Source organism: Pseudothauera nasutitermitis (genome assembly GCF_004801295.1).
GTDB lineage: Bacteria > Pseudomonadota > Gammaproteobacteria > Burkholderiales > Rhodocyclaceae > Pseudothauera > Pseudothauera nasutitermitis.
On sequence record NZ_SSOC01000002.1, the window covers coordinates 240445 to 265791 of the forward strand.

Consider the following 25347-nt stretch of genomic DNA (forward strand, 5'->3'; position numbering starts at 1 on the left):
GCACACAAAAACGAACCGCCGGGCTGCTCGCGCAGGCCCGGCGGTTCGTCGTTGGGCTGCGGCCTGCGCTATTCCGGCTTGCCCAGCACCCCTTCCAGGCTGTCCGCGCTCAGCACGGCCTCGGTCCATTGCTCCAGCTCCGCCTCCGTCGCCCGCCCCAGCCGCGCCATCGCCCACGCCGGCAGTTCGCCGAAACGCAGGCGCAACTGGCGCTCCAGGGTCTTGGCAGCGCCTTCCTGACGGCCTTCCAGGCGCCCTTCCTGCATCCACTTCCGGGTCCATTGTTCGATGCGTTCGGCCAGCATGCTGTCGATCTCCTGCAAGTCGGTGAATTCTTCGATGGGTTCGCCGGGGTTCAGTTTCCGAAGGATGATTCGATTGTAGAACACCACGAACACCCGGCGCAGGCTGTCGTACTGCGGGCCTTTCAAGTGTTGGACCAATTCGCGGGTGGCTACGCTGATGGCGGGGGCTTCGGGAGTGTTTCCCAGGCGGATCAGCAGCGCCAGCAGGTTGCCCGACAGGCGCCGCAGTTCCTCGTCCGCCACCCGCCCTTCGTCGAGCAGGTGATAGCGGAAGGATGGCCGCCAGCGCGCCAGGCCGACGGGGGCGGCGATGAGGTGGGCGAGTTCGCGCGTGGGGCGCCAGCGCGGCTGGCCGTTGTAGAGCACCAGCGGCAGCACGGGAGGCAGCTTGCGGCCGCGGGCGATCTGGCCGCTCTTGATGAGATCCTGGTACAGCAGGCACACGTAGGTGAGCATACGGAGCGCCATCCACGGATCGGCCCGGCTCTGGAATTCGATCAGCAGGTAAAGGTACAGCCATTCACTGCGCCCGTCGGGCAGGTTCAGGCGCACGCGCCAGATCACGTCGTCGGCGCGTTGCAGCAATTCATCGCTGACGTACTGGCCGTTGGGCTTTTCCAGCGTGGCGAAGTCCAGCTGCGCCACCCAGTCTTCATGCACGAAGCCGCGCAGCAGGGCTTCCACCATCTGCGGGTGGGAGAACAGTTGCTTGTACAGGCCGTCGTAGGGGGTGGCAGGCGGAGAAGACATGGTGGATGTGTCTTGAGCAGAAGACGGATTATGCCAAAAACAAATCCATTTCGTGCCCTTGGCATAAACGAATTGGCCGATGTTCTCGGCCATGGCGCATTCGTCTTGTCCACCGATGCGATATTCGCCATCGACAACGCCAGGCTCCGCAACCCCGTGGGCAGCCTCGGCATGAAAGACCGGATGAAGAATAACGGGCTGGCTGATCCCGCGCCTTAAGCCTACCGCCCCTCGTGCGCCTGCAAGGCGGCCCACTCGTCATCCCCGAACAGCCGCGAACGGGTCAGGAAGCGCACGCCTTCCGGGCCTTCCAGGGAGAACATCCCGCCCCTGCCCGGCACCACGTCGATGATCAACTGGGTGTGCGCCCAGTATTCGAACTGGGCGCGGCTCATGTAGAACGGGCAGCCGCCGATCTCGCCCAGTTGCACGTCGGCGGCACCGACCTGGAATTCGCCCTGCGGGTAGCACATCGGCGAGCTGCCGTCGCAGCAGCCGCCGGATTGATGGAACAGCAAGGGGCCGTGCCGAACGCGCAGGCGCTCGATGAGTTGCAGCGCCGAGGGAGTGGCCACAACCCGGAGAGGTGGGGAGGGAGCGCTCTGCGGTCCGGTCACGGTTCGGTCCTCCTGGCGGCCTATGCCGCCATGTCGAGCACGATGCGGCCTTCGATCTGGCCCTTGTGCATGCGTGCGAAGATGTCGTTGATGTTCTCCAGCTTGTCGGCCGCCACGGTGGCCTTGACCTTGCCCATCTCGGCGAAATCCAGCGATTCCTGCAGATCCAGGCGGGTGCCGACGATGGAGCCGCGCACGGTCACGCCGTTGAGCACCATGCCGAAGATGTCGAGCGGGAAGTCGCCCGGCGGCAGGCCGTTGAGCGACACCGTGCCGCCGCGGCGGACCATGCCGATGGCCTGTTCGAAGGCCTTGGGCGACACCGCGGTGACCAGCGCACCGTGGGCGCCGCCGATTTCCTTCTTCAGATAGGCTACCGGGTCGGTGGTCCGCGCGTTGACCGTGACGGTGGCGCCCAGGCGCTCGGCCAGTTTGAGCTTCGCGTCGTCGACGTCCACCGCCGCCACGTTCAGGCCCATCGCCTTGGCGTACTGCACGGCCATGTGGCCCAGCCCGCCGATGCCGGAGATCACCACCCAGTTGCCGGGCCTGGTATCGGTGACCTTGAGGCCCTTGTAGACGGTCACCCCCGCGCACAGCACCGGGGCGATTTCCACAAAGCCAATGCTCTTCGGCAGGTGGCCGACGTAGCCGGCGTTGGCCAGCGCGTATTCGGCAAAGCCACCATTGACCGAATAACCGGTGTTGCGCTGCGACTCGCACAGGGTTTCCCAGCCGCCCAGGCAGTGCTCGCAGTGGCCGCAGGCCGAATACAGCCAGGGGATGCCGACGCGGTCGCCTTCCTTGACATGGGCGACGCCGGCGCCGACCGCGACCACGTGGCCAACACCCTCATGGCCAGGGATGAACGGCGGATTCGGTTTGACCGGCCAGTCGCCCTCGGCCGCATGCAGGTCGGTGTGGCAGACGCCGCAGGCTTCGATCTTGACCAGGATGTCGCCCGCGCCCGGACGCGGCACCTCGACCTCTTCGATGGTCAGCGGTTTGCCGAACTCACGTACCACGGCGGCTTTCATCGTCTTCTGCATGGAACACTCCCTGTGAAAATGGAAAACACTCCCGGACGGAGCTGACGCGGCGGACATCCCGTCCGGGAAGGACGCCTGCCGGCCAGACCGCCGCGCCTACAAGCGCGGCGGCGGCCCACCGGGCTCAGAAGAAGCCCAGCGCGTTGGGCGAGTACGACACCAGCAGGTTCTTGGTCTGCTGATAGTGCGCCAGCATCATCTTGTGGTTCTCGCGCCCGATGCCGGACTGCTTGTAGCCGCCGAAGGCCGCATGCGCGGGATACAGGTGATAGCAGTTGGTCCACACCCGGCCGGCCTGGATGGCGCGCCCCATGCGGAAGGCACGCGAGGCGTCGCGCGTCCACACGCCGGCGCCCAGGCCGTACAGCGTGTCGTTGGCGATGGCCAGGGCGTCCTCCTCGTCCTTGAAGGTGGTCACCGCCACCACCGGGCCGAAGATTTCTTCCTGGAAGATGCGCATCTTGTTGTGGCCCTTGAACACCGTGGGCTTCACATAGAAGCCGTCGGCCAGGTCGCCTTCCAGCACGTTGCGCTCGCCCCCGGTCAGGCACTGCGCGCCTTCCTGGCGGCCGATGTCCAGGTAGGCGAGGATCTTCTCCAACTGCTCGGAGGAGGCCTGCGCACCGATCATCGTGGAGGCATCCAGCGGGTTGCCCTGCTTGATCTTCGCCACGCGGTCCAGCGCGCGGGCGATGAACTTGTCGTAGATCGACTCCTGGATCAGCACGCGCGACGGGCAGGTGCACACTTCGCCCTGGTTGAGCGCGAACATGGCAAAACCTTCCAGGCACTTGTCGAAGTAGGCGTCGTCGGCCGCCATCACGTCCTCGAAGAACACGTTGGGGCTCTTGCCGCCCAACTCCAGGGTGACCGGGATGATGTTCTGCGCGGCGTACTGCATGATCAGCCGGCCGGTGGTGGTCTCGCCGGTAAACGCCACCTTGGCGATGCGGCGGTTGGAGGCGAGCGGCTTGCCGGCTTCCAGGCCGAAGCCGTTGACCACGTTGAGCACGCCCGGCGGCAGCAGGTCGCCGATCAGTTCCAGCACCACCAGCAGCGAGGCCGGGGTCTGCTCGGCGGGCTTGAGCACCACGCAGTTGCCCGCCGCCAGCGCCGGAGCCAGCTTCCAGGCGGCCATCAGGATGGGGAAATTCCACGGAATGATCTGCCCCACCACGCCCAGCGGCTCCTTGAAGTGGTACGCGTAGGTGGTTTCGTCGATCGGGCAGATCGAGCCTTCCTCGGCGCGGATGCAGCCGGCGAAGTAACGGAAGTGGTCGACGGTCAGCGGAATGTCTGCCGCCAGGGTCTCGCGCAGCGGCTTGCCGTTGTCCAGCGTCTCGGCGGTGGCGATGAGCTGGAGGTTGGCCTCGATGCGGTCGGCGATGCGGTTGAGCACGTTGGCGCGTTCGGCCGGCGAGGTACGCCCCCACGCTGCCTTGGCCGCGTGCGCGGCATCCAGCGCGGCTTCGATGTCCTTTTCGTTCGAGCGCGGCACCGCGCACAGCACGCGGTCGGTGACCGGGCTGCGGTTCTCGAAGTACTGCCCGTCTGCCGGCGGTACCCATTTGCCGCCGATGTAGTTCTCGTACTGGGTCTTGAACGGGTTTTCGATGCTGACTTCGTTGATGCGCAGGCTCATGTTTGTTACTCCTCCGGTGGATTTGTCGTGGGCGCCGCCGTCGCGGCGGGCCCGCAGTGCGCAGCAGGCCGCGTGCCATGGCGCGCCGCACCATCCCCCTTCCCGCCCGGAGCCTGCGGGTCCGCGCGCACATCCCGCGGCGCAGCACGGCACCCCTGCGGCGAACTTGCGCGAACGGCGCCCAAGTGGCCTAATTAGCCGATAAAAATCATGAATTTGTCGCAATTTGCGACAACACGGGGATTCCCGGCGCGACACCCGCGACGCCCTTTCCCCGATGGCCCGCAGAAGGCCGGGCGGCGCTTGTCGCGCCGCGCGACACCCCACGGAGGAGAGCGGAGCATGAACCTGTCGAACACTCCCGTACGTCCCGCGCCGAGCGAGGCGGACCTAGCCCGCGCCCGGCGCGATTTCTTTCTGCGCGGCCGCCCGCCCGGCGCCCTGCTCGGCCGCCGCGTGCTCGGTTCATGGATGCGCTGCATGCAGCGCGGGCTGGTGGCCGAACGCGCCTGCCCGGTGGAGCCGCTGGGGTCGGCTGCGCTGCTCGCCGCGCGCGAGCGTGCCGAGCTGCTGCGCCGCCTGGCCGCGCCGGAGCTGGAATTCCTCGCCGAAACCCTGGCCGACACCGCCAGCCAGGTCATCCTGGCCAACGCCGATGGGCTGATCCTCGACACGCGCGGCGATGCCCGCGCCATGGACCGCGCCACCCGCGTGGCCCTGCTGCCCGGGGTGAGCTGGGCCGAGGCGGCGATGGGCACCAACGCCATCGGCACCGCGCTGGCCGACAACGAGCTCACCGAAATCTGGGGCGGCGAACACTTCCACGACCAGCATCACCGCCTGTGCTGCACGGCCGTGCCCATCCTCGACCACACCGGCCAGCCGGTGGGCCTGCTCGACGTTTCCGGCGATGCCCGCCTGCCGCGCGGCTACGCGCGCGCCATCGTGCTGCGCGCGGCGCGCGAGATCGAGCAGCGCTGGCTGCTCAACGCCCCGGAGCGCTATGCCCGCCTGCGCTTCCATCCCGAGCGCGCCTGCGTGGGCGCCTACCAGGAAGGCGTGCTGCTGCTCGACGACGACCGCATCGTCGGCGCCAACCGCAGCGCCCTGCAATGGCTGGAGACCGACTGGAGACTCATCGGCCGCGCCGTGGACCAGGTGTTCGAGCATGCCGGCCCATCCGCCGAGCGCCTGCGCACGCGCGCCGGCCGGGCGCTATTCGGCCAGTTGCAGGCCGCCCGCCGCCCACGCATGGCCGCCGGCGCGCCACGTGCGGTCGACCCGGTGGAAAGCGACGGCCCCTGGCTGGGCGAACCGCAGCGCGTGGCGCTGGAGCGCACCCGGCGCGCCATCGACGCCGGCCTGTCCACCGTGCTGCACGGCGAAACGGGCTGCGGCAAGGAAGTGCTGGCGCGCCGCGCGCACGCCCTGTCTTCGCGTGCCAGTGGCCCCTTCGTGGCGATCAACTGCGCCGCCCTGCCGGACACGCTGATCGAGGCCGAACTGTTCGGCTACACCGAAGGCGCCTTCACCGGCGCGCGGCGCAAAGGCTCGCCGGGGCGCATCGCCGAGGCGGACGGCGGCATCCTGTTCCTCGACGAGATCGGCGACATGCCGCTGCTGCTGCAAAGCCGCCTGCTGCGCGTGCTGCAGGAACACCGGGTGGAACCGCTGGGCGGCGGCGCGGCGCGCGCGGTCGATTGCGTGGTGCTGTGCGCCACCCACCGCGACCTGGACGCCCTGGTCGCCAGCGGCGAATTCCGCGCCGATCTGCTCTACCGCCTGCGCGAGCACCAGGAAACGCTGCCCGCCTGGCGCACCCTGCCGGAAGCCCAGCGGCGCGACGCACTGTCCCGCCTGTGGGCCTGCGCCGGCGGCCCGGCACGCGGCGTCCGCCTGGCGCCGGAAGCCTTCGACCGGCTGGTGGCACACGCCTGGCCGGGCAACTTCCGCCAGTGCGCCGCCGCGCTGCGCGCGCTGGCGGCCTTTGCCGACGACGGCGCGCAACTCGGCCCGGCCGATCTGCCCGCCGAACTGCAACCGGCGGTGGAAGCGGCACGGGCTTCGCTGGAAGAGCTCAGCCACGGCGCCATCGTCTCCGCGCTGGCGCGCCACCGTGGCAAGGTGGCCGCGGCGGCAGCGGAGCTGGGCATTCACCGCGCCACGCTGTATCGGCGCATGCGCAAGCTGGGTATCGCGGCCAGCGGCGAGGGCTGAACCCGCCGTCGCCGCGCATCACCGCACGGCGATCGGCACTCAGCCGGGAGATTCCGTGGATTCGCCGCTTTCGTCCGCGCCGACCTCTTCCGCCGCTTCGCTCGCCGGCTGGCCCAGCGCGGGCAGTTCGACCAGTTCCATGATGCGCTCGATCTCGGTGAGCGCCGGCAGTTCGGTCAGGCTGCGCAGGCCCAGGTCGTCGAGAAAGCGCCGGGTGGTGGCGAACAGCGCCGGGCGGCCGGGCGTGTCGCGGTGGCCGACCTCGTCGATCCAGCCGCGCGACTCCAGCGTCTTCAGCACGCTCGGGGAAACCGCCACGCCGCGGATGTCCTCGATGTCACCGCGCGTCACCGGCTGACGGTAGGCGATGATCGCCAGGGTTTCCAGCACTGCGCGGGAGTATTTCGGCGGTTTTTCTTCCTTCAGCCGGTCCAGATAGACCTGGTATTCCAGGCGGGTCTGGAAGCGCCAGCCGCCCGCGGTCTGCGCCAGTTCCACACCACGCCCGTCCCAGTCGGCGCGCAGCTCGTCGAGCAGGCGGCGGACGAAATCCGCGCCGGGGTCTTCCTCGAACAGGCGGCGCAGCGTGGCCACCGGCATCGGCGCGCCGGCCGCGAGCAGCGCGGTCTCGATGACGCGCTTGTAGTCCTCAGGCGTGTTCGGTGACTGCATCGTCGCTGGCAAGCCTTACGTAGATGGGGGCAAAGGCATCGTTCTGGGTCACCTGCACGAGCTTTTCCTTGACCAGTTCGAGCATGGCGAGAAAGCTCACCACCAGCCCGGGCGGGCCCAGTCCGGGGTCGAACAGCGCCTCGAAGGCCACGAAGGCGCCGCCCGAGAGCCTGCGCAGGATGCCGGTCATGTGCTCGCGCACGGAAAGCTCCTCGCGCTGCACGCGGTGGTGCTGGTTGAGCCGCGCCTTCTTCATGATCTTCAGCCAGGCGTGCTGCAGATCGTGCAGGGTGACGTCGGGCAGGCGCTCCACCACCTTCTCGGCAACGAACACGCCGACCCACTCGAAATCGCGCTCCACGCGCGGCAGCACGTCGATGCGCGCGGCAGCCTGTTTCATCTGCTCGTATTCAAGCAGGCGGCGCACCAGTTCCGCGCGCGGATCGGCGGCCTCTTCCTCGCTCTCGCGCGGTGGACGCGGCAGCAGCATGCGCGACTTGATCTCCAGCAGCATGGCGGCCATCAGCAGGTAGTCGGCAGCCAGTTCCAGATTGGTGGCGCGCATGGCCTCGACGTATTCCAGGTACTGCACCGTGAGCGGCGCCATGGGAATGTCGAGGATGTCGAGGTTGGACTTGCGGATCAGGTAGAGCAGCAGGTCCAGCGGCCCTTCGAAGGCTTCCAGGAAGACTTCCAGCGCATCCGGCGGAATGTACAGATCGCGCGGCAGTTCCAGCATGGGCTGGCCGTACAGGCGCGCAACGGCGGCGGCCTCCTGGGCCGATTCGACGGGGGCAAGATCCAGCGCGTCGTTCATGCGGCGGGCGTACGCGCGCTAGCCGTAGAAACCGAAAACCGTGGCGAGCGAAAAGCGGAACATCGCGATCAGCGGCCACAGGATGGCGCCCAGCACGCCGGTGAACAGCAGGATGAGCAGGATCGGAAAGCCGTACGGTTCGATGCGCGCGAACTGCCAGGCCAGCTTGCCGGGCAGCAGGCTCACGGCGATGCGCCCGCCATCGAGCGGTGGCAGCGGCAGCAGATTGAGGAAGAGCAGTACGGCGTTGATCGTCATGCCGGCCTCGGCCATCCGTTCCATCGGCAGCGTATAGGCCGTCTCGGGCGAACTGCTGGCGAACTTGAACACCAGCGCCCAGCCCAGCGCCATGATCAGGTTCATGAACGGCCCGGCGGCGGCCACCCACAGCATGTCGGCCTTGGGGTTGCGCAGGCGGCCGAAATTCACCGGCACCGGCTTGGCCCAGCCGAACAGGATGCCGCCGGCGCCGAACAGTGTGGTGAGCGTGAGGATGCCGATGGGCACCAGCACCGTGCCGACCGGATCGATGTGCTTGAACGGATTGAGCGTGATGCGCCCGGCCTGGTCGGCCGTGGGGTCGCCGAAATGGCGTGCCACGTAGCCGTGCGCCGCCTCGTGCAGCGTGATGGCCAGCAGCACCGGCAGCGCCCAGATGGCAATCGTGGGGATCAGCGTTTCCATGACGGACCGTTCGGCAAAACGCGGATTCTAGCAGAGCGCCCCAAGGCCTCCCGGACGCCCGCCAGGCGCCTCATTCGGCCTGCAGTCCAAAGGGTGCGGGGTCGCCGCGCCCCAGGCGCACCAGTTCGGGCGCGCCGGAGGTCAGATCGATCACCGTGGTGGCCTCGGGGCCGCAGTAACCGGCCTCGATCACCAGGTCCACCTGCTTTTCCAGGCGCTCGCGGATTTCCTCGGCGTCGGTGAGCGGCAGATCCTCCTCGGGCAGCAGCAGCGTGGAGGTCAGCATGGGTTCGTTGAGTTCTTCGAGCAGCGCGGACACCACCGGATGATCCGGCACGCGCAGGCCGATGGTCTTGCGCTTGGGATGCAGCACGCGGCGCGGCAACTCCTTGGTGCCTTCCAGGATGAAGGTGTAGGCGCCCGGCGTGGTGGCCTTGAGCAGGCGGAACTGGGCGTTGTCCACGCGCGCATAGGTGGCGATCTCGGAGAGGTCGCGGCACATCAGCGTGAAGTGGTGGCGTTCGTCCACGCCGCGGATGCGGCGGATGCGCTCCAGCGCGGAAGCGTCGCCGGTCAGCGCCGCGAGCGCATAGGCCGAATCGGTGGGCAGCGCCACCAGCTTGCCGGCGCGCAGGATTTCAGCGGCCTGGCGGATCAGCCGGGGCTGAGGATGTTCGGGATGCAGGGAAAAGAACTGGGCCATGATCTCTGGGATGTTTTTGTTTTTTGCTGCGGTGCCGGCAAGGCCGGCGGATTCAGTGGGGTGTCAGACGGGTCCACACCGGCACGAGGTCCGGCGGCAAGGGGTTGCAGCGCCCGAGGTCCACCGCGCTCTCGCGTTCGCCGTGGAAATCGGACGCCCGCGAGGCCAGCAGGCCGCGCCGGCGCGCCTCGCTGGCGAAACGCGCGGCCTCGTCGGGTGTGTGCGCGCCGGAAACCACCTCCACCGCCTCGCCGCCGGCCGCCTGGAACTGGTCGAACAGGCGTGCCATGTCGGCGTTGGACAGCCGGTAGCGCGCCGGATGGGCGACCACCGCGATGCCGCCTGCAGCGGTGATCCAGCCCACTGCCTCGTCCAGGCGAGCCCATTCCTGCTCGACGAAACCCGGCTTGCCGCGCACCAGATAGTGGTCGAAGACGGTCTTGGTATCCGGCATCACACCCTGGTTCACCAGGAAACGGGCGAAGTGCGAGCGGCTCACCAGCGCCGGGTTGCCGGCCAGCGCGCGCGCGCCTTCCAGCGCACCGCGGATGCCGATGCGGGCGAGTTCGTCCCCCATGCGCACGGCACGCGCGTCGCGCCCGGAACGCACCTGATGCAGCCCGGCGAGCAGCGCGGCGTCGCGGTGGTCGATCCCAAGGCCGACGATGTGGATGGTTTCTCCAGCGAAGGACACCGAAATCTCCACCCCGGCGATGAACGGCACGCCCAGTCCGGCGGCGGCGGCACGGGCTTCGTCGATGCCGCCGACCTCGTCGTGGTCGGTGAGCGCCAGCAGCTCCACCCCGTTGTCGCGCGCGCGCCGCACCACCTGCGTGGGCGACAGCAGGCCATCGGAGACGGTGGAGTGACAGTGCAGATCGGCGTTCATGATGGATTTCCGGGGGAACGTTTCATTCTAGCAGTCCCATGCGGCGACATTTGGCGCAGGCTGTAAGCGTGGCGGGCCTTTCGGCCCAATCGGCCGCCTGCCCTGCCCCGCTAGCGGACGCGCCAGGCGACGACCGCCCGCGCCAGAAACACTCCGCCCAGGCACCCCAGCGCCAGGCTGGCGCTACCCGCGAACCACGCCTGCGCCACGACGGGAAGCTGCCGCGCCGCGGCGTATCCGATCACGTAGCGGATGCCGAAGATCGCCATCATCAGCGTCAGCGGCCACCAGCTTCCCGATACCCGCAGGCATCCCGGCGGCTCCGCCCGGACGACGGGCATCAGCCATGCGGGGCGCAGCGCCAGAACCATGGCGTTTCCCAGCCCCCAGGCCAGTACGGGCAGCGGCGCGAAACCGAAGGACGCGACAACGCCATGCAGCGACAAGCCGAACATCGCCACCGGCAGGATCAGCAGGCTGCCGCGACGTACCCTGCGGTCGCGGCTCTGCCGCCAGCCCAGCACCAGCAGCACGGCAAGAACCACGAAGACCCACTGCGGGGTATTGGCCAGAATGGCCGACAGGGGAAGCTCGCTCACCGCCATGCCTTCATCGAATCAGGGCTTGTGTCTTGCTGCGCACGGCAGGATCAGCAGCCGGAACGCAGGAACGGCTCGACGATCCGTGCCAGTTCGGCCGGACGGTCGTGATGCAAATTGTGCCCGCAATCGGCCAGCACCACCTCGCGCAGATTGCGGAAGCAGGCGCGCGCGGCCTCCAGCGCCGCGTCTTCCACGCCGAGATGCTTGCGCAGCCCATCCTCTTCCGGACGTACCCACAGCACCGGCGCCCGCACGCGGCGCCAGCAGGCCTCGGCCTCGGCGCGGCGGTAGAGCACCGCGTTGATGCGCTTGTGCGCCGGGTCGCCGAGCAGGCGCACGCCGCCGGCGCCATCCTCTTCGCCTAGCTGGCGGGACAGCCAGCCGGCGCGTTCGGCGGACAGCCGCGGATTGTCACGCATCAGCCGCGCGGCCAGCTCATCGAAACCGGCATAGCCGCGGAAAGCCACCGGCCGGGCGAGTTCGTCCAGCCATTTCTCGTAGCGCCCCGGCGCTTCGTCCGCCGAACGGTCGGCCAGGCCGAAGGCATCCAGCGCCACCACCGCCGCCACCCGCGCCGGGCGCACGCCGGCATACAGGCAGGCGACGTTGCCGCCCATGCTGTGGCCGAGCAGGCGCGCCGGCGCCTCCAGCGAGTAGTGGCGCAGCAGGGCATCCAGGTCGCCCAGGTAATCCGGATACCAGTACGCGTCCGCCCCGCGCGCGCTGCGGCCGAAGCCGCGCCAGTCGGGCGCGACGACGTGCCAGTCGTGCGCCAGTTCGTCCACCAGGAACTGGAAGGAGGCCGACACGTCCATCCAGCCGTGCAGCATGAACACCCTGGGCGCTCCTGGCGTGCCCCACTCGCGCACATGATGGCGCAGGCCGCGCAGTTCGAGATGGGTGGAACGGGAGGCTTTCATGGGCGGACCGGCGAATAGAAAAAACGGAGGATGCGCGCCCAAGCATAGCAAGCGCGCGGGCCTGCGTGCCGGCCTTGCGGGGCGCCCCGCGCGGATGCTATCGTCCGCTCCGTCGCGCGGGAGAGAACTCCCATCGAGTCGCCGAAGGCGTAACCCCCCGGAATCGCTCAGGCAAAAGGACCGCGCGCACGGCAGCAGCAAGTCTGGAGAGCGATGCGGGTTCCGTGCCTGTGCATCCACCGAAGGGGCACCCGGCCGCGCCGGAATCTCTCAGGTACAAGGGACAGATGGGGCGCAGCGGACCGGCATGGCCGATTCCGTCTTTGTCATTCCCCCGTTTCCCGGAGCCCTGCCATGACCGCCGCCCCCGCCAAGCACACCCCGCTTCACGCCGCCCACCTCGCCGCCGGCGCCCGCATGGTCGATTTCGCCGGCTGGGACATGCCGGTGAACTACGGTTCGCAGATCGAGGAGCACCATGCCGTGCGCCGCGACGCGGGCATGTTCGACGTCTCCCACATGCTTTCGCTGGACCTCGCCGGCGCCGGTGCCACCGACTTCCTGCGCGGCCTGCTGGCCAACGACGTGGCCCGCCTGAAGACGCCGGGCAAGGCCCTGTACAGCTGCATGCTCAACGAACAGGGCGGCGTCATCGACGACCTCATCGTCTACCGCATGGCCGACGACGATTACCGTGTGGTGGTCAATGCCGGCACTGCCGACAAGGATCTGGCCTGGATGCGCGCGCGCATCGCCGCCACCGGCGCCAATGTCACGCTGGAGTCGCGCCGCGATCTGGCGATGATCGCCGTGCAGGGCCCGAAGGCCCTGGAGCGCGCCGCCAGCGCGCTGCCCGAACTGGCCGCCGCCGGCTTTCCCACGCCGTTCTCCGCCCAGCGCACCGACGATCTGTTCATCGGCCGCACCGGCTACACCGGCGAGGACGGCTTCGAACTCGCCGTGCCCGCGCAGCGCGCGCAGGCCGTGTGGGATGCCCTGGTAGCCGCCGGTGTGCGCCCCTGCGGCCTGGGGGCGCGCGACACGCTGCGCCTGGAGGCCGGCATGAACCTGTACGGCCAGGACATGGACGACCACGTCTCCCCGCTCGACGCCGGGCTGGCCTGGACCGTGGATCTGCGCGACGAGGCGCGCGGCTTCGTCGGCCGCGCCGCACTGGAGACGCACGGCGAGCACAAGGTCTTTCTCGGCCTCATCCTCGAGGACAAGGGCGTGCTGCGCGCCCACATGAAGGTGGCCACCGCGCGCGGCGCGGGTGAAACCACCAGCGGCAGCTTCTCCCCCAGCCTGGAGAAATCCATCGCCTTTGCCCGCCTGCCGGCCGGCACCGAGCCGGGCGAAGCGGTGCAGGTGGACGTGCGCGGCAAGGCGCTGGCCGCGCGCACCGTCAAGCTGCCCTTCGTGCGCAACGGCAAGGCGCTGCTCTGAGCGCGGGCAGGTCCATTCTTCATGTCTATAATGAACATGAAGATGGACACAAGGAGATTCCCATGAGCTGGAACGTCGCCCAGGCCAAGCAGCACCTTTCCGAAGTGCTGCGCCTTGCCGCCGAGGAGCCGCAAGTCATCTACAACCGCAGCCGCCCGGTGGCCGCGGTGATCCCGGCCCAGGATCTGGAAGCCTTCCAGGCCTGGAAAACCGGCCAGCAGGCGCCGCAGCGCACGCTGGTGGAGGAATTCGCCATCCTGCGCGCACTCGCCGAAGGCGACGATGACCCGATTCCCGAGACCGACCGCTTCGCAACCATGCGCCCGAACGCCTTCGAAGAAATGCTCGACGAGGAATACCCGTGAGCGTGCAATACCTGGTCGACACCAATGTGGTCAGCGAACTGATGCGTCCCCGGCCGGACGCCCGCGTGGCCGCATGGCTGGCAAGCCAGGCCCGCTTTGCGCTGTCGGCCATCTCCGTCGATGAATCGGTGTTCGGCCTGGTCCGCAAGGAGCGCAATACACTCCTGGCTGGCTATGAGCGTTTCGTTGCCGAACGCTGCCTCGTACTGCCGATCACCGACGACATCGCCCGCCGCGCCGGCACACTGCGCGGCCAGTTCGCCCGCCGGGGCATCGCCCGCAGCCAACCGGACATGCTCATCGCCGCCACCGCCCAGGCCCACAACCTCACCCTGGTCACCCGCAACACCCGCGACTTCGAAAGCTGCGGCATCGGCCTGCTGAATCCCTTTGAACACCCTTGAAATGCCTTTCCACGGAGCCCACGCCATGAGCAACATTCCCGCCGACCTGAAGTACACCCCCTCCCACGAATGGATTCGCGTCGAAGCCGACGGCACGCTGACCATCGGCGTCACCGACCACGCGCAGGAAGCCCTGGGCGACGTGGTCTTCCTGGAACTGCCGGAAGCCGGCCGCCAGGTGGCCGCCGGCGAGGCCGTCGCGGTGATCGAATCGGTCAAAGCCGCCTCCGACATTTACGCCCCGGTGGCCGGTGAGATCATCGCCGCCAACCAGGACGCTATCGACGCACCCGACAGCGTGAATGCCGACGCCTACGCCACCTGGCTGTTCAAGCTGGCCCCGGCCGCCGGCGCGGATCTCTCTGCCCTGCTCGACGCCGCCGGCTACACCGCCGCGATCGACTGACCGGCCTTCCGCCGCGTCACTACGCACCACGCCGCCGCCCACCACGGGCGGCGGCCGCAAGACCCACCTTTCCCGTCTCTTCTGACCGCCCCGGCCCGGACTCCGACCATGCAGGATTTGCTCACCGCCCCGCTCGCCCGCCTCGAACAGCGCGACGCCTTCGCCGACCGCCACATCGGCCCCAGCCCCAACGAAATCGCCGCCATGCTCGCCACGCTCGGCGTGCCCAGCGTGGATGCGCTGATCGGCCAGACCGTGCCGGCGGCGATCCGCCTGGAGCGCCCGCTGCCGCTGCCCGAAGGCCGCCCGGAACACGAGGCGCTGGCCGCGCTGCGCGCCATCGCGCAGAAGAACGTGGTCAACAAATCCTTCATCGGCCTGGGCTATCACGGCACCCACACGCCCACGGTGATCCTGCGCAACGTGCTGGAAAACCCCGGCTGGTACACCGCCTACACGCCGTATCAGGCCGAGATCGCCCAGGGCCGGCTGGAAGCGCTGCTGAACTTCCAGCAGATGGTCATCGACCTCACCGGGCTGGAACTGGCCAACGCCTCGCTGCTCGACGAAGCCACCGCCGCCGCCGAAGCCATGGCCATGGCGCGCCGGGTATCCAAGGTGAAATCCAACGCCTTCTTCATCGATGAAGGCGTGCTGCCGCAGACCCTGGACGTGATGCGCACGCGCGCCCACTACTTCGGCTTCGAACTCATCGTCGGCCCTGCCGCGCAGGCGGGCGAGCACGAGGTGTTCGGCGCCCTGCTGCAATACCCGGACGCCAACGGCGAGGTGCGCGACCTCGGCGCCCCGCTGGCCGCGCTGAAGGCCAAGGGCGCGATCAGCGCCGTGGCCTGCGACCCGATGGCGCTGGTGCTGCTCAAATCCCCCGGCGCGCTGGGCGCGGACATCGCGCTCGGTTCCGCGCAACGCTTCGGCGTGCCGATGGGCTTCGGCGGCCCGCACGCGGCCTTCTTCGCCACCCGCGAAGCCTTCGTGCGCGCAATGCCCGGGCGCATCATCGGCGTCTCCAAGGACCGCCACGGCAAGACCGCGCTGCGCATGGCGCTGCAAACCCGCGAACAGCACATCCGCCGCGAGAAGGCCAACTCCAACATCTGCACCTCGCAGGTGCTGCTCGCCAACATCGCCGGCTGCTACGCGGTGTATCACGGCCCACAGGGGCTGAAGACCATCGCCGCGCGCATCCACCGTCTGGCGGCGATCTTCGCCGAAGGCCTGCGGCGCGCCGGCATCGCCCTGGTGGCGGAAAGCTTCTTCGACACCGTGCTGGCGCGTACCGGCGCGCGCGCCGCAGAACTGCTGGCCGCCGCCGAGGCCGCCGGCTACAACCTGCGCCACGTCTCCGACGACACCCTCGGCGTGGCCATGGACGAAACCACCACCGCGCAGGACGTCGCCGCCCTGCTCGCCCTGTTCGGCGCCCCCGCCGACGTGGCCGCGCTGGATGCCGCGGTGAGCGCCGCCGGCGTGCTGCCCGCCGCCCTGCTGCGCGACGACGCCATCCTCAGCCACCCGGTGTTCAACACCCACCACACCGAGCACGAGATGCTGCGCTACCTGAAGAAGCTGCAGAACCGCGATCTCGCCCTCGACCATTCGATGATCTCGCTGGGCTCGTGCACCATGAAGCTCAACGCCACCAGCGAGATGATCCCCATCACCTGGCCGGAATTCGCCAACCTGCACCCCTTCGCGCCGCGCGCGCAGGCGCGGGGCTATGTGGAGATGATCGACGGCCTGGCGGATTACCTGAAGGCGGTCACCGGCTTCGACGCCATCTCCATGCAGCCCAACTCCGGCGCCCAGGGTGAGTACGCCGGCCTGGTGGCCATCCAGCGCTATCACGCCGCGCGCGGCGAATCCCAGCGCAAGGTCTGCCTGATCCCGCGCTCGGCCCACGGCACCAACCCGGCCACCGCGCAGATGTGCGGCATGGACGTGGTGGTGGTCGATTGCGACGACAACGGCAACGTGGATCTGGCCGACCTCAAGGCCAAGGCCGCCCAGCACGCCGAGCGCCTGGCCGCGCTGATGATCACCTATCCGTCCACGCACGGCGTGTTCGAGGAAAGCATCCGCGAAATCTGCGCCACCGTGCATGCGCACGGCGGCCAGGTGTACATGGACGGCGCCAACCTCAACGCCCAGGTCGGACTGACCTCGCCGGCCACCATCGGCGCCGACGTCTCCCACATGAACCTGCACAAGACCTTCTGCATCCCGCACGGCGGCGGCGGACCGGGCATGGGCCCGATCGGCCTGAAGGCTCATCTGGCCCCGTTCATGGCCGACCACGTCGTCGCGCCCACCGGCGGCACCGGACGCCCCAACGCCGGCCAGGGCGCGGTGGCCGCCGCGCCCTTCGGCTCCGCCAGCATCCTGCCGATCTCCTGGATGTACATCGCCATGATGGGCGGCGCCGGCCTCAAGCGCGCCACCGAGGTCGCCATCCTCAACGCCAACTATGTCGCCGCCCGCCTCGCCCCGCACTACCCGGTGCTGTACACCGGCAGCCAGGGCCGCGTGGCGCACGAGTGCATCCTGGACATCCGCCCCATCAAGGCGGCCACCGGCATCAGCGAGGTGGACATCGCCAAGCGCCTGATGGACTACGGCTTCCACGCCCCCACCATGTCCTTCCCGGTGCCCGGCACCATCATGGTGGAACCCACCGAATCGGAAGACCTGGGCGAACTGGAGCGCTTCATCGCGGCGATGATCGCCATCCGCGAAGAGATCGCCCGCATCGAGCGCGGCGAGCTGCCCGCCGACGACAACCCGCTGAAGAACGCCCCACACACCCAGTTCGAAGTCACTGCCAGCACCTGGGTGCATGCCTACAGCCGCGAGGAAGCCGCCTACCCGCTGCCCTGGGTGGCCGATAACAAGTTCTGGCCGAGCGTGGGGCGCATCGACGACGTGCATGGCGACCGCAACCTGTTCTGCGCCTGCGTGCCGGTGGAGGATTACGCCGGTTGAGCAATGGCCTGGAAACTCCCTTCGCGGGATGCTGGATGCACGGGCAGGCGGCCGTGCGTGTGGGCGCAACCCTGGCTGCCATCGGCCGCAAAAAGCTCTCCACTCGGCCTTGCGAGGAAACGTATTGACAACATCGCTACAAACACTAGACTAAGCTCTCTTCCAGGCCACGAGGTTCACCATGTCGCCGCCGCTCCGCTCCACCACGCACAAGACCGCGACAAAGGACGAAGTCATCCAGATTCGCGCACCCAGACAGGCCAAGGCACTGTTCGGCCAGGCGGCGGCCCTGCGCGGTCAGAAACTCTCCGAATTCATGCTCGACTGCGCCTACCGACAGGCTGAAGCAACCTTGCTCGACCAGCGCGCCTTCTTTCTCGACGAAGCCGAACATGCGCGTTTTCTGGCCCTGCTCGACGCCCCGCCTGCCATTCCCGCCGACGCGGCGCGACGGCTGCAACGCAAAGCGCCGTGGGAAGCCTGAGCGCGCCTTTGCTCGGCAAGCCGGAACCGCTCTCCCCACGCCACGACGTTGCGAGCTTCGGCAACGGCCGCCATCCCTCGCTTGACCACTGGCTGCACGAACAAGCACGGCGCAGCGAAGGTTTATCGGCCCGCAGCTACGTCGTTTGCCCGCAAGCCGAACCAGACCGCGTCGTCGGCTATTTCTCCGTTGCCACCGCACTGGAACAGCGCAACGCGCTACCCTCCGCCAAATTGCGCCAGAACATGCCGGAGCGCGTGCCGCTCCTGCTCATCGCCCGGCTGGCCGTCGATGCCGGATGGCAAGGCCGGGGACTGGGATCGGCGCTGCTCGCCGACGCGCTGCGCCGCTGCCTGGCCGCATCCGAAATCGCCGGCGCGCGCGGCGTCATCGTGCACGCCATCGACACCAGCGCCGCCGCGTTTTACCAAGCGCACGGCTTCATCCCCTCGCCACTGGGCGAACACGTCCTGTTGATGCCCATCGAAACGGTACGCGGCCTATTGTCGTGAGCCGAGGCCGGCTTTCCCGCCGGCCGTCTGCCAGTCCGAGCAACTGGCCACGTACCAGCCGGTGATCGAGCCGGTGCTGACCGCCGCTGGCCGGCCAGATCAAAAGCCCCGACCGATGCGCTGCAAGCGAACAGTCGCGAAACCGGCCTGCGAGGCCGGCTTGTCTTGCGGCAGGAACCTGGCTTTCGTCAAGAGGGAACCGTGGTTTGTCTCTGAGCTTGCCTGACGACGCCCGGTTGCGCTGAATCTGCGCGCGGGCGGCGGTGATGGCCGCGCCGCGGGAAATCGATCCGGCCACGGCCCCTCTTATCTGAAGTTCGAGTACGCGCTGCGATCGAAGTGCCCATGCGCAAAACCCCTTTGTGAAAGCACGGTTGTCCGGATGAGGCAGAGCGCATAACCGCTCAGCCATGCAGTTGACCGCCGAACGTCGGAAGCGAATTCTGCTGGAATTTTCCACAGCCATCCAAGCCTCTACGGACAATGCTTTCATGCGGAACATAAATTACCTAGCACTAACGCTTCACATCACCGGCAGCAAAAAGCGGTGTGGCTGGGAGCGCAGCGGAAACCACGCCGATTTCTGCCACCCGAGTGTATGTAATCGTTATGCTTTTTCGTAAATGATTGGATTTGGTGCACTTGATGCACTACCCGAATAAACTTTAGATCCATTTACATAAACTGTGCTCTCGCCAATGAGGAAAAGATTTGTATATCCTCGGCACACCCCGTTATCGTACTAGTCTACCGGCACTTTCATTACACAAATCGTACTCATCTAAAGCCCCTTGTTTTAGAAATTCAAATATTTAACCAGCAATTCTACAGAGCAGCCTGATAGAGAAAACCCCCTTTAAAAACCAAGGCAAAAATTTATTCAGATAATGACCTATCGATTTGCCGGATTAACATTTAATTTTATCTACCTGGCAATTACAATTTACTTTGTGAGCTATTTATATGCCATCAACCCTCCCTTGTCGCCTAACGTTTAGGGTCACGCGGGCTGACTTATTTGAATGGCAGGTAATTGACAAGCCCGACAGGCGGCGTTGAAAAAGTCCTGATGAGATCGAGCATGAAATCTTGTTTCGCAAGATTTTTATGACTATCCATGTACGCAAAATCAATCAATTGCTTGGCCTCCGTCGGAACAATTTTTCCACCCTCGCTTTTCCATAGCTCCAGGCTGCCACCGCCATCGTGAATTTCTTTCAGCCTCACAGCAACATCGATGATCCTGCCAGCCTCACTGGCGTCGATCCCGCGTTGTTCCGCAGTTCTTACATACAGATCGTCAAGCCCGGTCAGACCGAGATCCATTTTCCTGCCGATCTTGCTGTCCAAAATCGACCTTTCTTCCTGGGTCAAGCCGTTTGCATTTCCCTCGACCTCCAAAGCCAATGCCTGTGTTATTTTCAGGTTTTTGTAATGGGTCAGCGCAAGATTCATTGTGCTCGCGTTCATCTGATCCTTTGCCGCATTCAATTCGACACTGGCTTTCCATAGACCCAAGACAGCCTTGAACGACATGTCAGCCATGTCGGCTGCAAAGCCAACCTGGAAAAGTGCGGAGGCCAATGCTTGATTTCCGTTTGACTTGTACTGGCTCTCCAGCCCATTCTTGACCATGGATGCAGCAATATCAGCAAGGTAGCCCTCAATCATGCCGATCGCGCTGGCACTGTCCTGACCTATTCCAAACGTATCCTTTATATGATCCCTGATTTCCCCTGAAATTGCATCGATAAGCGCATCCGTTACCCCTTCCTTTAAAATATTGGCAAATTTTGGCTTTGCCAGAGTATCGCCAACAAGTTTCTCTATTAGATTCAACTTCCCCCTGAGATAACTTGCTGCATCATACCCAAGAAATTTTTCCACAACCCCGTTTTCACTCGACACAAACGCCATGCTGACTGCCAGTTTGACGGCAAAAGAGCCCCCAAAATCAACTACACCCTCGACGGCCTCAATGGTATCTATGAGGTCAGACTCAACCTCCCCATTTTTTGGTTTTTGTTGATTATCCCCAAACAAATCATCAATCTGCTTTTGCACGTTCTGGGATTGTTCATAATCCTTCCTGGCCCGGCCGCGCTCGCTCCAGTTCGAGATACCGAGGGCGTCCCAGACAGCGCCGGAATCCTTGAGCCTGCCCGAGACCAATCCATCGAGGATGGCCTGATAACCGCCCTCCCGGTATTTGAGGTAGCTGCCCCAGAGTTGCGAGGCGTCGATTCTCTTTTGCTCGGGCAGGCTGTTCCATATGGCCTGGCCCGTGTCGCCTGAAAACACGCCGTCGCCGCGTGCCGCCAGCAATACGGGGATGCTGGCGTTGCTGTAAACGGCAATCCCGTCGGCAATCTGCTGCTCTTGCTGGCCTTGTTCCTGCAACCAGGCGGCGTAGGCATTCAATGCGCTCTGACGCGCCGCGCCGTTCGAGACGCCGAGGGCGGACCAGATGGCGGTGTTCAAGCTGCCATTTTTGTAGAGCGCGCTCGACTTGTTCTTCAGCCCGGCAAGAATGAAATCGGTATTCGCGTTCTTGTAGCTGTCGTAGGCGGGCTGGAATGCGTTGGCGTCTATCTGGTTCTGGGTCGCCGATCCGTTCACATACAGGCTGCTCCAGACGAGGTCGCTGGGGCTGTTGACGAACAGCCCGCTACCGACGGCCACCAGCAGATCGGCGACGCTGGGATTGCTGTGCGCGTTGAGCCAGGCTTGTTGCTGCGGCGTAAAGGGCGAGGGCGTCGTCGATGTGCGCGACAAGGCGCGTAGCACGGGAGAGGATTCTCCTTCCTTGATAACCCAAATGCTGTCCCCGCTCTCACTGGCGGAAATATCCCACCCGGTGAAGCTCGCCAGGGTTTTCATCTGGGCGGTGGTCAGCCCGGTGCCGCCCGCACTGGTGGTCTGGCCAGTGGTTTCGGTGTTCCAGAAGCTGTTGGTGACGGTACTACTGTCGTTCTCCCCTATCAGCCCGCCGAGGTAGCTATTGCCCGTCACACGACCAATGGCGTAACTGTTGATGACAGTGCTACCGTCGCTGTTGTAGCCCACCAACCCTCCGACGTTGTTGCTGCCTGCCACGCTGCCGGTGGCGTAACTGTTGGCGATCGCGGACCCGCTGGTGTTGTTCCCCACCAGCCCGCCTACGCTGTAACGACCCATCACACTACCGCCCATGACGTTGCCGGTAGCGTAGCTTTTGGTAACGGAACTGGCGTTGTTGTAGCCCACCAGCCCGCCGATATTCTGACTGCCCTCGCCCGTCACACGGCCTGTGGCGTAGCTGTCGGTGATGCTGCTGCTATAGCGGCTGCTCCCCACCAGCCCACCGACATGGCCCTCGCCCGTCACGCTGCCAGTGACATAGCTGTTGCTGATCGTAGTGTACATACCTGACCCCACGAGCCCGCCGACGTCGTAAAGGCCCGTTACGCTGCCGCCAATCAGTCCCACGTTACGCAGTATGGCGGAGTGGGTGCGGGCGAACAGGCCGACAGACGTTGCTTGGTTCCTGTTGATGGTCAGCCCGCTGATCGTATGGCCAAGACCGTCGAAGATGCCGGAGAAGTTGCCGTTGGATATGGCTGTACCGATGGGCGAGAAGCCGATACCGTTCCACCAGTCCACCGTGGCGCTGGCATCGATGTTGGCGCCCAGAGCGTATTTTCCGGCGAGATTGCCGTTGATGCCCTGCAAATCGAAACGGGTGGTGCTGCCTTGCTCGCCCAGTCTGTTGATGACCGTGTAACTCTCGCCATTGATGGTCAGAAAGCCTGTGCCGGAGCGGTTCGGAAAGTCCACCCGTCCAGCAAACCCTTGAGCTTCGCTGGGGGCGAAGCCGACGTTGACGTCGCCGTCGGTGCCGGTGTTCATCACCAGCTTGGACGTGCCGCTGGCGGTCATCACGGCGTTGATGTCGATATTGCGTTCGGCGGTGAGCGTCAGCGTGTTGTTGCTCCAGCTCACGGCATCGTTCACGAAGATGTCGCCGTTGCCCGCCTTGCTGCCGCTGATCGACTGGATGGTGATGTTGTTGTTGACGAGGGCGCTGGAAAGCTGCGCGCCGGTGATGTCGCCGCCGCTGGCGGCGATGGTGTAGTCGTTGGGGTCGATCAGCCAGTTGCCGGTCTGGCCGGAAGGCGCTGCGGTGGTGATGCGCACCGTCTTGCCAAGGTCGACCTTGCCGCCGGAGGTTTCGATGAAGCCACCGTCGCCGCCATCCGGCGCCGAGGCGTCGAGCGTGCCGGAAACTTCGAGACTGCCCTTGCCGGCATGCAGGATGATCTCGCCGTTGTGTTGCCCCACGGTTGTGGCTTCGATCACGCCGCTGTGATTGATGACGCCGTGGATGGCGCTTTCCGCCGCTTTGGCGGTGAGCAGCACATAGCCGCCCGCCGCTTCGATCCTGCCTGAACTCTCGACGAAGGAGGTCAGTTGATGACCTTCCAGATCGAAGGCGGTCTGGGCGACTTCATCGCTGACCAGGAAAGCCAGCAGTTCATCACCGTGAAAATCCAGCGTGAAGCCGTTGGCCGCGGCCAGGGCAACCTTGCCGAGCCGTGCGACGACAACCCCACGATTGGCGATGGAAGGCGCGACGAAGGCGGCCACGCCGGTATCGGCGATGCGGATGACTCCTTCGTTGATGATGGCGGCGCCGGGTTTACCGGGAATGTTGAAGCGATAGTTTCCGGCCAGGAAATCTTCGTTGCGGATATCGTGGGTGGAAGCGACCAGTCCGGCCACGTCGATTTGCGCGTTCCTGCCGAAATAGACGCCGTTGGGGTTCACCAGGAAGACTTTGCCGTTGGCCGTCAGGCGCCCCAGGATGGCCGACGGGTCCTGGCCGACCACGCGGTTCAGGGCGACGGCATTGGCCGAGGGCTGGTAGTACTGAACGTGTTCGTTGGCACCGATGTTGAATTTCTGCCAGTCGATGATGGCCTTGTCGGAGGTCTGCCGGATGCCGACCTTGCTGGCGCTTTCCTGGTGGATGGTGGCGTTTCCGGCCACGACCTGGCCGCCTTCCGGGTTGGCGAGAGCAGGATGGCAAGGCAGGGAAGCGAAGCCGATACCGGCAAGGGCCAGGACGAGGGCCTTGATTCGTTGTTGGCGCTGCATGTTTAGAACCTCACGGAAAGACTGGCGAAAATACGGGCATCCCGGTTGCCTTCGTTGGCAACGTCGCGGGTCAGGGGTTTGGCGTATTCGATGGCACCGCTCAGGTATTGGCCGATGCCGTAGCGCAGGCCGAGGCCGCTGGAGCTCAGGCTCTTGGTCCGGCTGTCCATGGCGTTGAGCGGGTTGTGGTTGGTGACGCTGCCGCCGTCGTAGAAGACGTAGGCTTGCGCGTATTGCAACGGGGTTCCCTGGGTCTTGATGGCGTAGCGCAATTCCAGGCTGGCGGCCAGGCAACTGTCGCCAAGGATTTCCGACGAATCGTAGGCACGCCCGAACTGCTGTCCGCCGATGCCGCATTCTTCGGATGACAACAGGCCACGGTCGGAATATTGGCCCATCACGGCCGCGTTGATGGAAAACTGGCTGAGGTGGGGAGAGAAATAGCCGAGTTCCTGTCGGCGCGAGAGGTTGACGACCAGTTTCTGATAATCGGGGACGCCGTCGGCGCGGGATTTGAGCGGCGAATCGTCACGGCTCGCCCCCAGACCGCGAATGCCCTTGCTGTATTCCAGCAAGACCTGGTTGATGCCGTCGTGAGCATCGGCCTTGTCATAGGACAGCCCGAGGCGGATGGAACGGATCTTGTCCCGCGAGGCCGTGGCACCGAGCGACTTGCTTTCCGTGTCCTTCTGATCGTATTTGACGCTGACGCTCAGGTTTTCCTGGCGGGTGCGGATGAACGGATGCTCGATCTTGACCGACCACCCCTGGCTGTCGCTTTCCTGTTCGAGCAGGCGCAGGATCGCGGTGCCCGACTCGGACCGGCTGCTGGTATGACCGATGATCAGCGAGGTGCCTTCGTTCGAGAGGATCTCGGTATGGGAAAGCGACCAGTATTGCAGTTCCCTGCCCTGCTCGACGGTGGCATAGCCGAGCGTGGTCCGGGAAGCGCGGCCGCCCAATCCGTTGAGGGAAACGTCGCCGTTGAACTGGGTTTTGCCGACCGAGTCGGTCCCCCGGTTGTCGATGCTGGCCCCGCCTTTGGTCTTCGGTGCCGGTTCGACTTTCAGGATCAAGGTGGAGGCACCGGGAGTTCGTTCCGATTGCTTCATGGTCGACGTGACCTTGATGGCGAAGCGGTCGTTGGCAAGCAGCAGGTAGCGTTCCAGCGTCCGGGCACGCAAGGGACGTTCCGCCTTGATCCTTTCCGCCGCGTAGGCCAGATAGGCCTGCTGCGCTTCGCTGGCACCTTCGATGATGACTTCATCGACGAAGCCTTCGATGATCTCGATCAGCACCAGCCCTTCGGCCTGTATCCGCTGTTCCGGTATCACCGCCTTGGAGAGGCCAAAGCCGGCATTGCCATATTTGGCGGTAATCGCGTCGCGCACGGCATAGATGTCGAGCAAGCTGATTTCCTGCCCAAGCAGATGGGCATGGAGCGGCTGGAGTTCTTCCGTGGAAAACACCGTATTGCCCTTGACGGTGAGTTCCTTGAGCCGGAATCGCAAATCGGCGGCCTGCGCTGGCGGCAACGTCTCGCCGATGGGAAAGATCAGGGGCTGCGGCGTCGACCGCGGCTCCGGAAGTTGCTCGAAACGTTTCTCCAGCCGCCCGGCATCTTCCTGAGCCAGTGCGACGAAAGGCACCATCAGCCCAATGCAAACCAGAGAAAATCTGCTGCTCTTATTCATTCCGACTCCCTGCTGAACCCCTGAAAGAAATGA

The 25347-nt window shown here is 65.7% G+C and carries 22 protein-coding genes and 2 riboswitches; of the genes, 9 read left to right on the top strand and 13 right to left on the bottom strand.

Annotation, left to right across the window (positions count from 1 at the left end; genetic code table 11):
- Window positions 1-68 precede the first annotated feature (68 nt).
- Window positions 69-1055: an Rpn family recombination-promoting nuclease/putative transposase gene (locus E6C76_RS05290; RefSeq protein ID WP_136347209.1), complete on the bottom strand. Its 987-nt coding sequence runs from the start codon at window positions 1053-1055 to the stop codon at window positions 69-71.
- A gap of 12 nt (window positions 1056-1067) precedes the next feature.
- On the opposite strand from E6C76_RS05290, the gene E6C76_RS05295 reads away from it, so the two are divergent.
- Window positions 1068-1274 carry a hypothetical protein gene (locus E6C76_RS05295; RefSeq protein WP_136347210.1) on the top strand — a complete coding sequence of 69 codons (207 nt, stop codon included), beginning with the start codon at window positions 1068-1070 and terminating at the stop codon, window positions 1272-1274.
- A 2-nt stretch (window positions 1275-1276) separates the two neighbouring features.
- On the opposite strand, the gene E6C76_RS05300 is transcribed toward E6C76_RS05295, so the two are convergent.
- From E6C76_RS05300 to exaC, 3 genes are all read right to left on the bottom strand, one after another.
- Window positions 1277-1672 carry a DUF779 domain-containing protein gene (locus tag E6C76_RS05300; RefSeq protein ID WP_136347211.1) on the bottom strand — a complete coding sequence of 132 codons (396 nt, stop codon included), beginning with the start codon at window positions 1670-1672 and terminating at the stop codon, window positions 1277-1279.
- 20 nt (window positions 1673-1692) lie between these two features.
- Window positions 1693-2721, bottom strand: coding sequence for an alcohol dehydrogenase AdhP (adhP, locus tag E6C76_RS05305; RefSeq protein ID WP_136347212.1), 1029 nt, complete (start codon window positions 2719-2721; stop codon window positions 1693-1695).
- 124 nt (window positions 2722-2845) lie between these two features.
- Complete coding sequence (gene exaC / locus E6C76_RS05310) at window positions 2846-4363, bottom strand: acetaldehyde dehydrogenase ExaC (RefSeq protein WP_136347213.1); 1518 nt, start codon at window positions 4361-4363, stop codon at window positions 2846-2848.
- Between the two features lie 342 nt (window positions 4364-4705).
- Here exaC and E6C76_RS05315 point away from each other — a divergent pair, with 342 nt between their 5' ends.
- Window positions 4706-6580, top strand: a complete 1875-nt coding sequence (locus tag E6C76_RS05315; protein ID WP_168734248.1) for a sigma-54-dependent Fis family transcriptional regulator — start codon at window positions 4706-4708, stop codon at window positions 6578-6580.
- A gap of 39 nt (window positions 6581-6619) precedes the next feature.
- Here the strand turns inward: E6C76_RS05315 and scpB are convergent, their stop codons facing one another.
- From scpB to E6C76_RS05350, 7 genes are all read right to left on the bottom strand, one after another.
- Window positions 6620-7252 carry an SMC-Scp complex subunit ScpB gene (gene scpB / locus E6C76_RS05320; RefSeq protein WP_136347215.1) on the bottom strand — a complete coding sequence of 211 codons (633 nt, stop codon included), beginning with the start codon at window positions 7250-7252 and terminating at the stop codon, window positions 6620-6622.
- A complete protein-coding gene (locus E6C76_RS05325) occupies window positions 7230-8069 on the bottom strand; it encodes a segregation and condensation protein A (RefSeq protein ID WP_136347216.1) in 840 nt (279 codons plus the stop codon). The genes scpB and E6C76_RS05325 overlap by 23 nt, the downstream gene beginning before the upstream one ends.
- Window positions 8070-8087: 18 nt before the next feature.
- The gene (locus E6C76_RS05330; RefSeq protein ID WP_136347217.1) at window positions 8088-8753 is read right to left on the bottom strand and encodes a site-2 protease family protein; all 666 of its coding nucleotides are present in this window, start codon (window positions 8751-8753) and stop codon (window positions 8088-8090) included.
- 70 nt (window positions 8754-8823) lie between these two features.
- On the bottom strand, window positions 8824-9456 hold the full coding sequence (locus E6C76_RS05335) for an L-threonylcarbamoyladenylate synthase (protein ID WP_136347218.1): 633 nt from the start codon (window positions 9454-9456) through the stop codon (window positions 8824-8826).
- Between the two features lie 52 nt (window positions 9457-9508).
- Entirely contained in the window at window positions 9509-10345 is an 837-nt protein-coding gene (locus E6C76_RS05340; protein WP_136347219.1) for a 3',5'-nucleoside bisphosphate phosphatase, read from the bottom strand.
- A 110-nt stretch (window positions 10346-10455) separates the two neighbouring features.
- The gene (locus tag E6C76_RS05345) at window positions 10456-10944 is read right to left on the bottom strand and encodes a DUF6622 family protein (protein ID WP_136347220.1); all 489 of its coding nucleotides are present in this window, start codon (window positions 10942-10944) and stop codon (window positions 10456-10458) included.
- Between the two features lie 50 nt (window positions 10945-10994).
- Window positions 10995-11867: an alpha/beta fold hydrolase gene (locus tag E6C76_RS05350; protein WP_136347221.1), complete on the bottom strand. Its 873-nt coding sequence runs from the start codon at window positions 11865-11867 to the stop codon at window positions 10995-10997.
- A 107-nt stretch (window positions 11868-11974) separates the two neighbouring features.
- A riboswitch (glycine riboswitch) is annotated at window positions 11975-12060 on the top strand.
- Window positions 12061-12164, top strand: a riboswitch (glycine riboswitch). It abuts the riboswitch before it with no gap.
- Window positions 12165-12221: 57 nt separating this feature from the next.
- Between E6C76_RS05350 and gcvT the strand changes: the two genes are divergently transcribed.
- The 7 genes from gcvT (at window position 12222) to E6C76_RS05385 (ending at window position 18484) form a co-directional block, all read left to right on the top strand.
- On the top strand, window positions 12222-13313 hold the full coding sequence (gene gcvT, locus E6C76_RS05355) for a glycine cleavage system aminomethyltransferase GcvT (RefSeq protein ID WP_136347222.1): 1092 nt from the start codon (window positions 12222-12224) through the stop codon (window positions 13311-13313).
- Between the two features lie 62 nt (window positions 13314-13375).
- On the top strand, window positions 13376-13678 hold the full coding sequence (locus tag E6C76_RS05360; RefSeq protein WP_136347223.1) for a type II toxin-antitoxin system prevent-host-death family antitoxin: 303 nt from the start codon (window positions 13376-13378) through the stop codon (window positions 13676-13678).
- Window positions 13675-14082, top strand: a complete 408-nt coding sequence (locus tag E6C76_RS05365; RefSeq protein WP_211090119.1) for a type II toxin-antitoxin system VapC family toxin — start codon at window positions 13675-13677, stop codon at window positions 14080-14082. The genes E6C76_RS05360 and E6C76_RS05365 overlap by 4 nt, the downstream gene beginning before the upstream one ends.
- Before the next feature lie 25 nt (window positions 14083-14107).
- Window positions 14108-14488 carry a glycine cleavage system protein GcvH gene (gene gcvH / locus E6C76_RS05370; protein WP_136347224.1) on the top strand — a complete coding sequence of 127 codons (381 nt, stop codon included), beginning with the start codon at window positions 14108-14110 and terminating at the stop codon, window positions 14486-14488.
- Window positions 14489-14596: 108 nt separating this feature from the next.
- On the top strand, window positions 14597-17488 hold the full coding sequence (gcvP, locus tag E6C76_RS05375; RefSeq protein WP_136347225.1) for an aminomethyl-transferring glycine dehydrogenase: 2892 nt from the start codon (window positions 14597-14599) through the stop codon (window positions 17486-17488).
- Window positions 17489-17669: 181 nt separating this feature from the next.
- The gene (locus E6C76_RS05380) at window positions 17670-17972 is read left to right on the top strand and encodes a type II toxin-antitoxin system TacA family antitoxin (protein WP_136347226.1); all 303 of its coding nucleotides are present in this window, start codon (window positions 17670-17672) and stop codon (window positions 17970-17972) included.
- A gap of 8 nt (window positions 17973-17980) precedes the next feature.
- The gene (locus E6C76_RS05385; RefSeq protein ID WP_211090120.1) at window positions 17981-18484 is read left to right on the top strand and encodes a GNAT family N-acetyltransferase; all 504 of its coding nucleotides are present in this window, start codon (window positions 17981-17983) and stop codon (window positions 18482-18484) included.
- A 1014-nt stretch (window positions 18485-19498) separates the two neighbouring features.
- On the opposite strand, the gene E6C76_RS05390 is transcribed toward E6C76_RS05385, so the two are convergent.
- Together E6C76_RS05390 and E6C76_RS05395 are read right to left on the bottom strand one after the other, a co-directional pair.
- Complete coding sequence (locus E6C76_RS05390) at window positions 19499-23620, bottom strand: two-partner secretion domain-containing protein (protein ID WP_136347227.1); 4122 nt, start codon at window positions 23618-23620, stop codon at window positions 19499-19501.
- A gap of 2 nt (window positions 23621-23622) precedes the next feature.
- Window positions 23623-25314 carry a ShlB/FhaC/HecB family hemolysin secretion/activation protein gene (locus E6C76_RS05395; protein WP_168734249.1) on the bottom strand — a complete coding sequence of 564 codons (1692 nt, stop codon included), beginning with the start codon at window positions 25312-25314 and terminating at the stop codon, window positions 23623-23625.
- Between the last annotated feature and the right edge of the window lie 33 nt (window positions 25315-25347).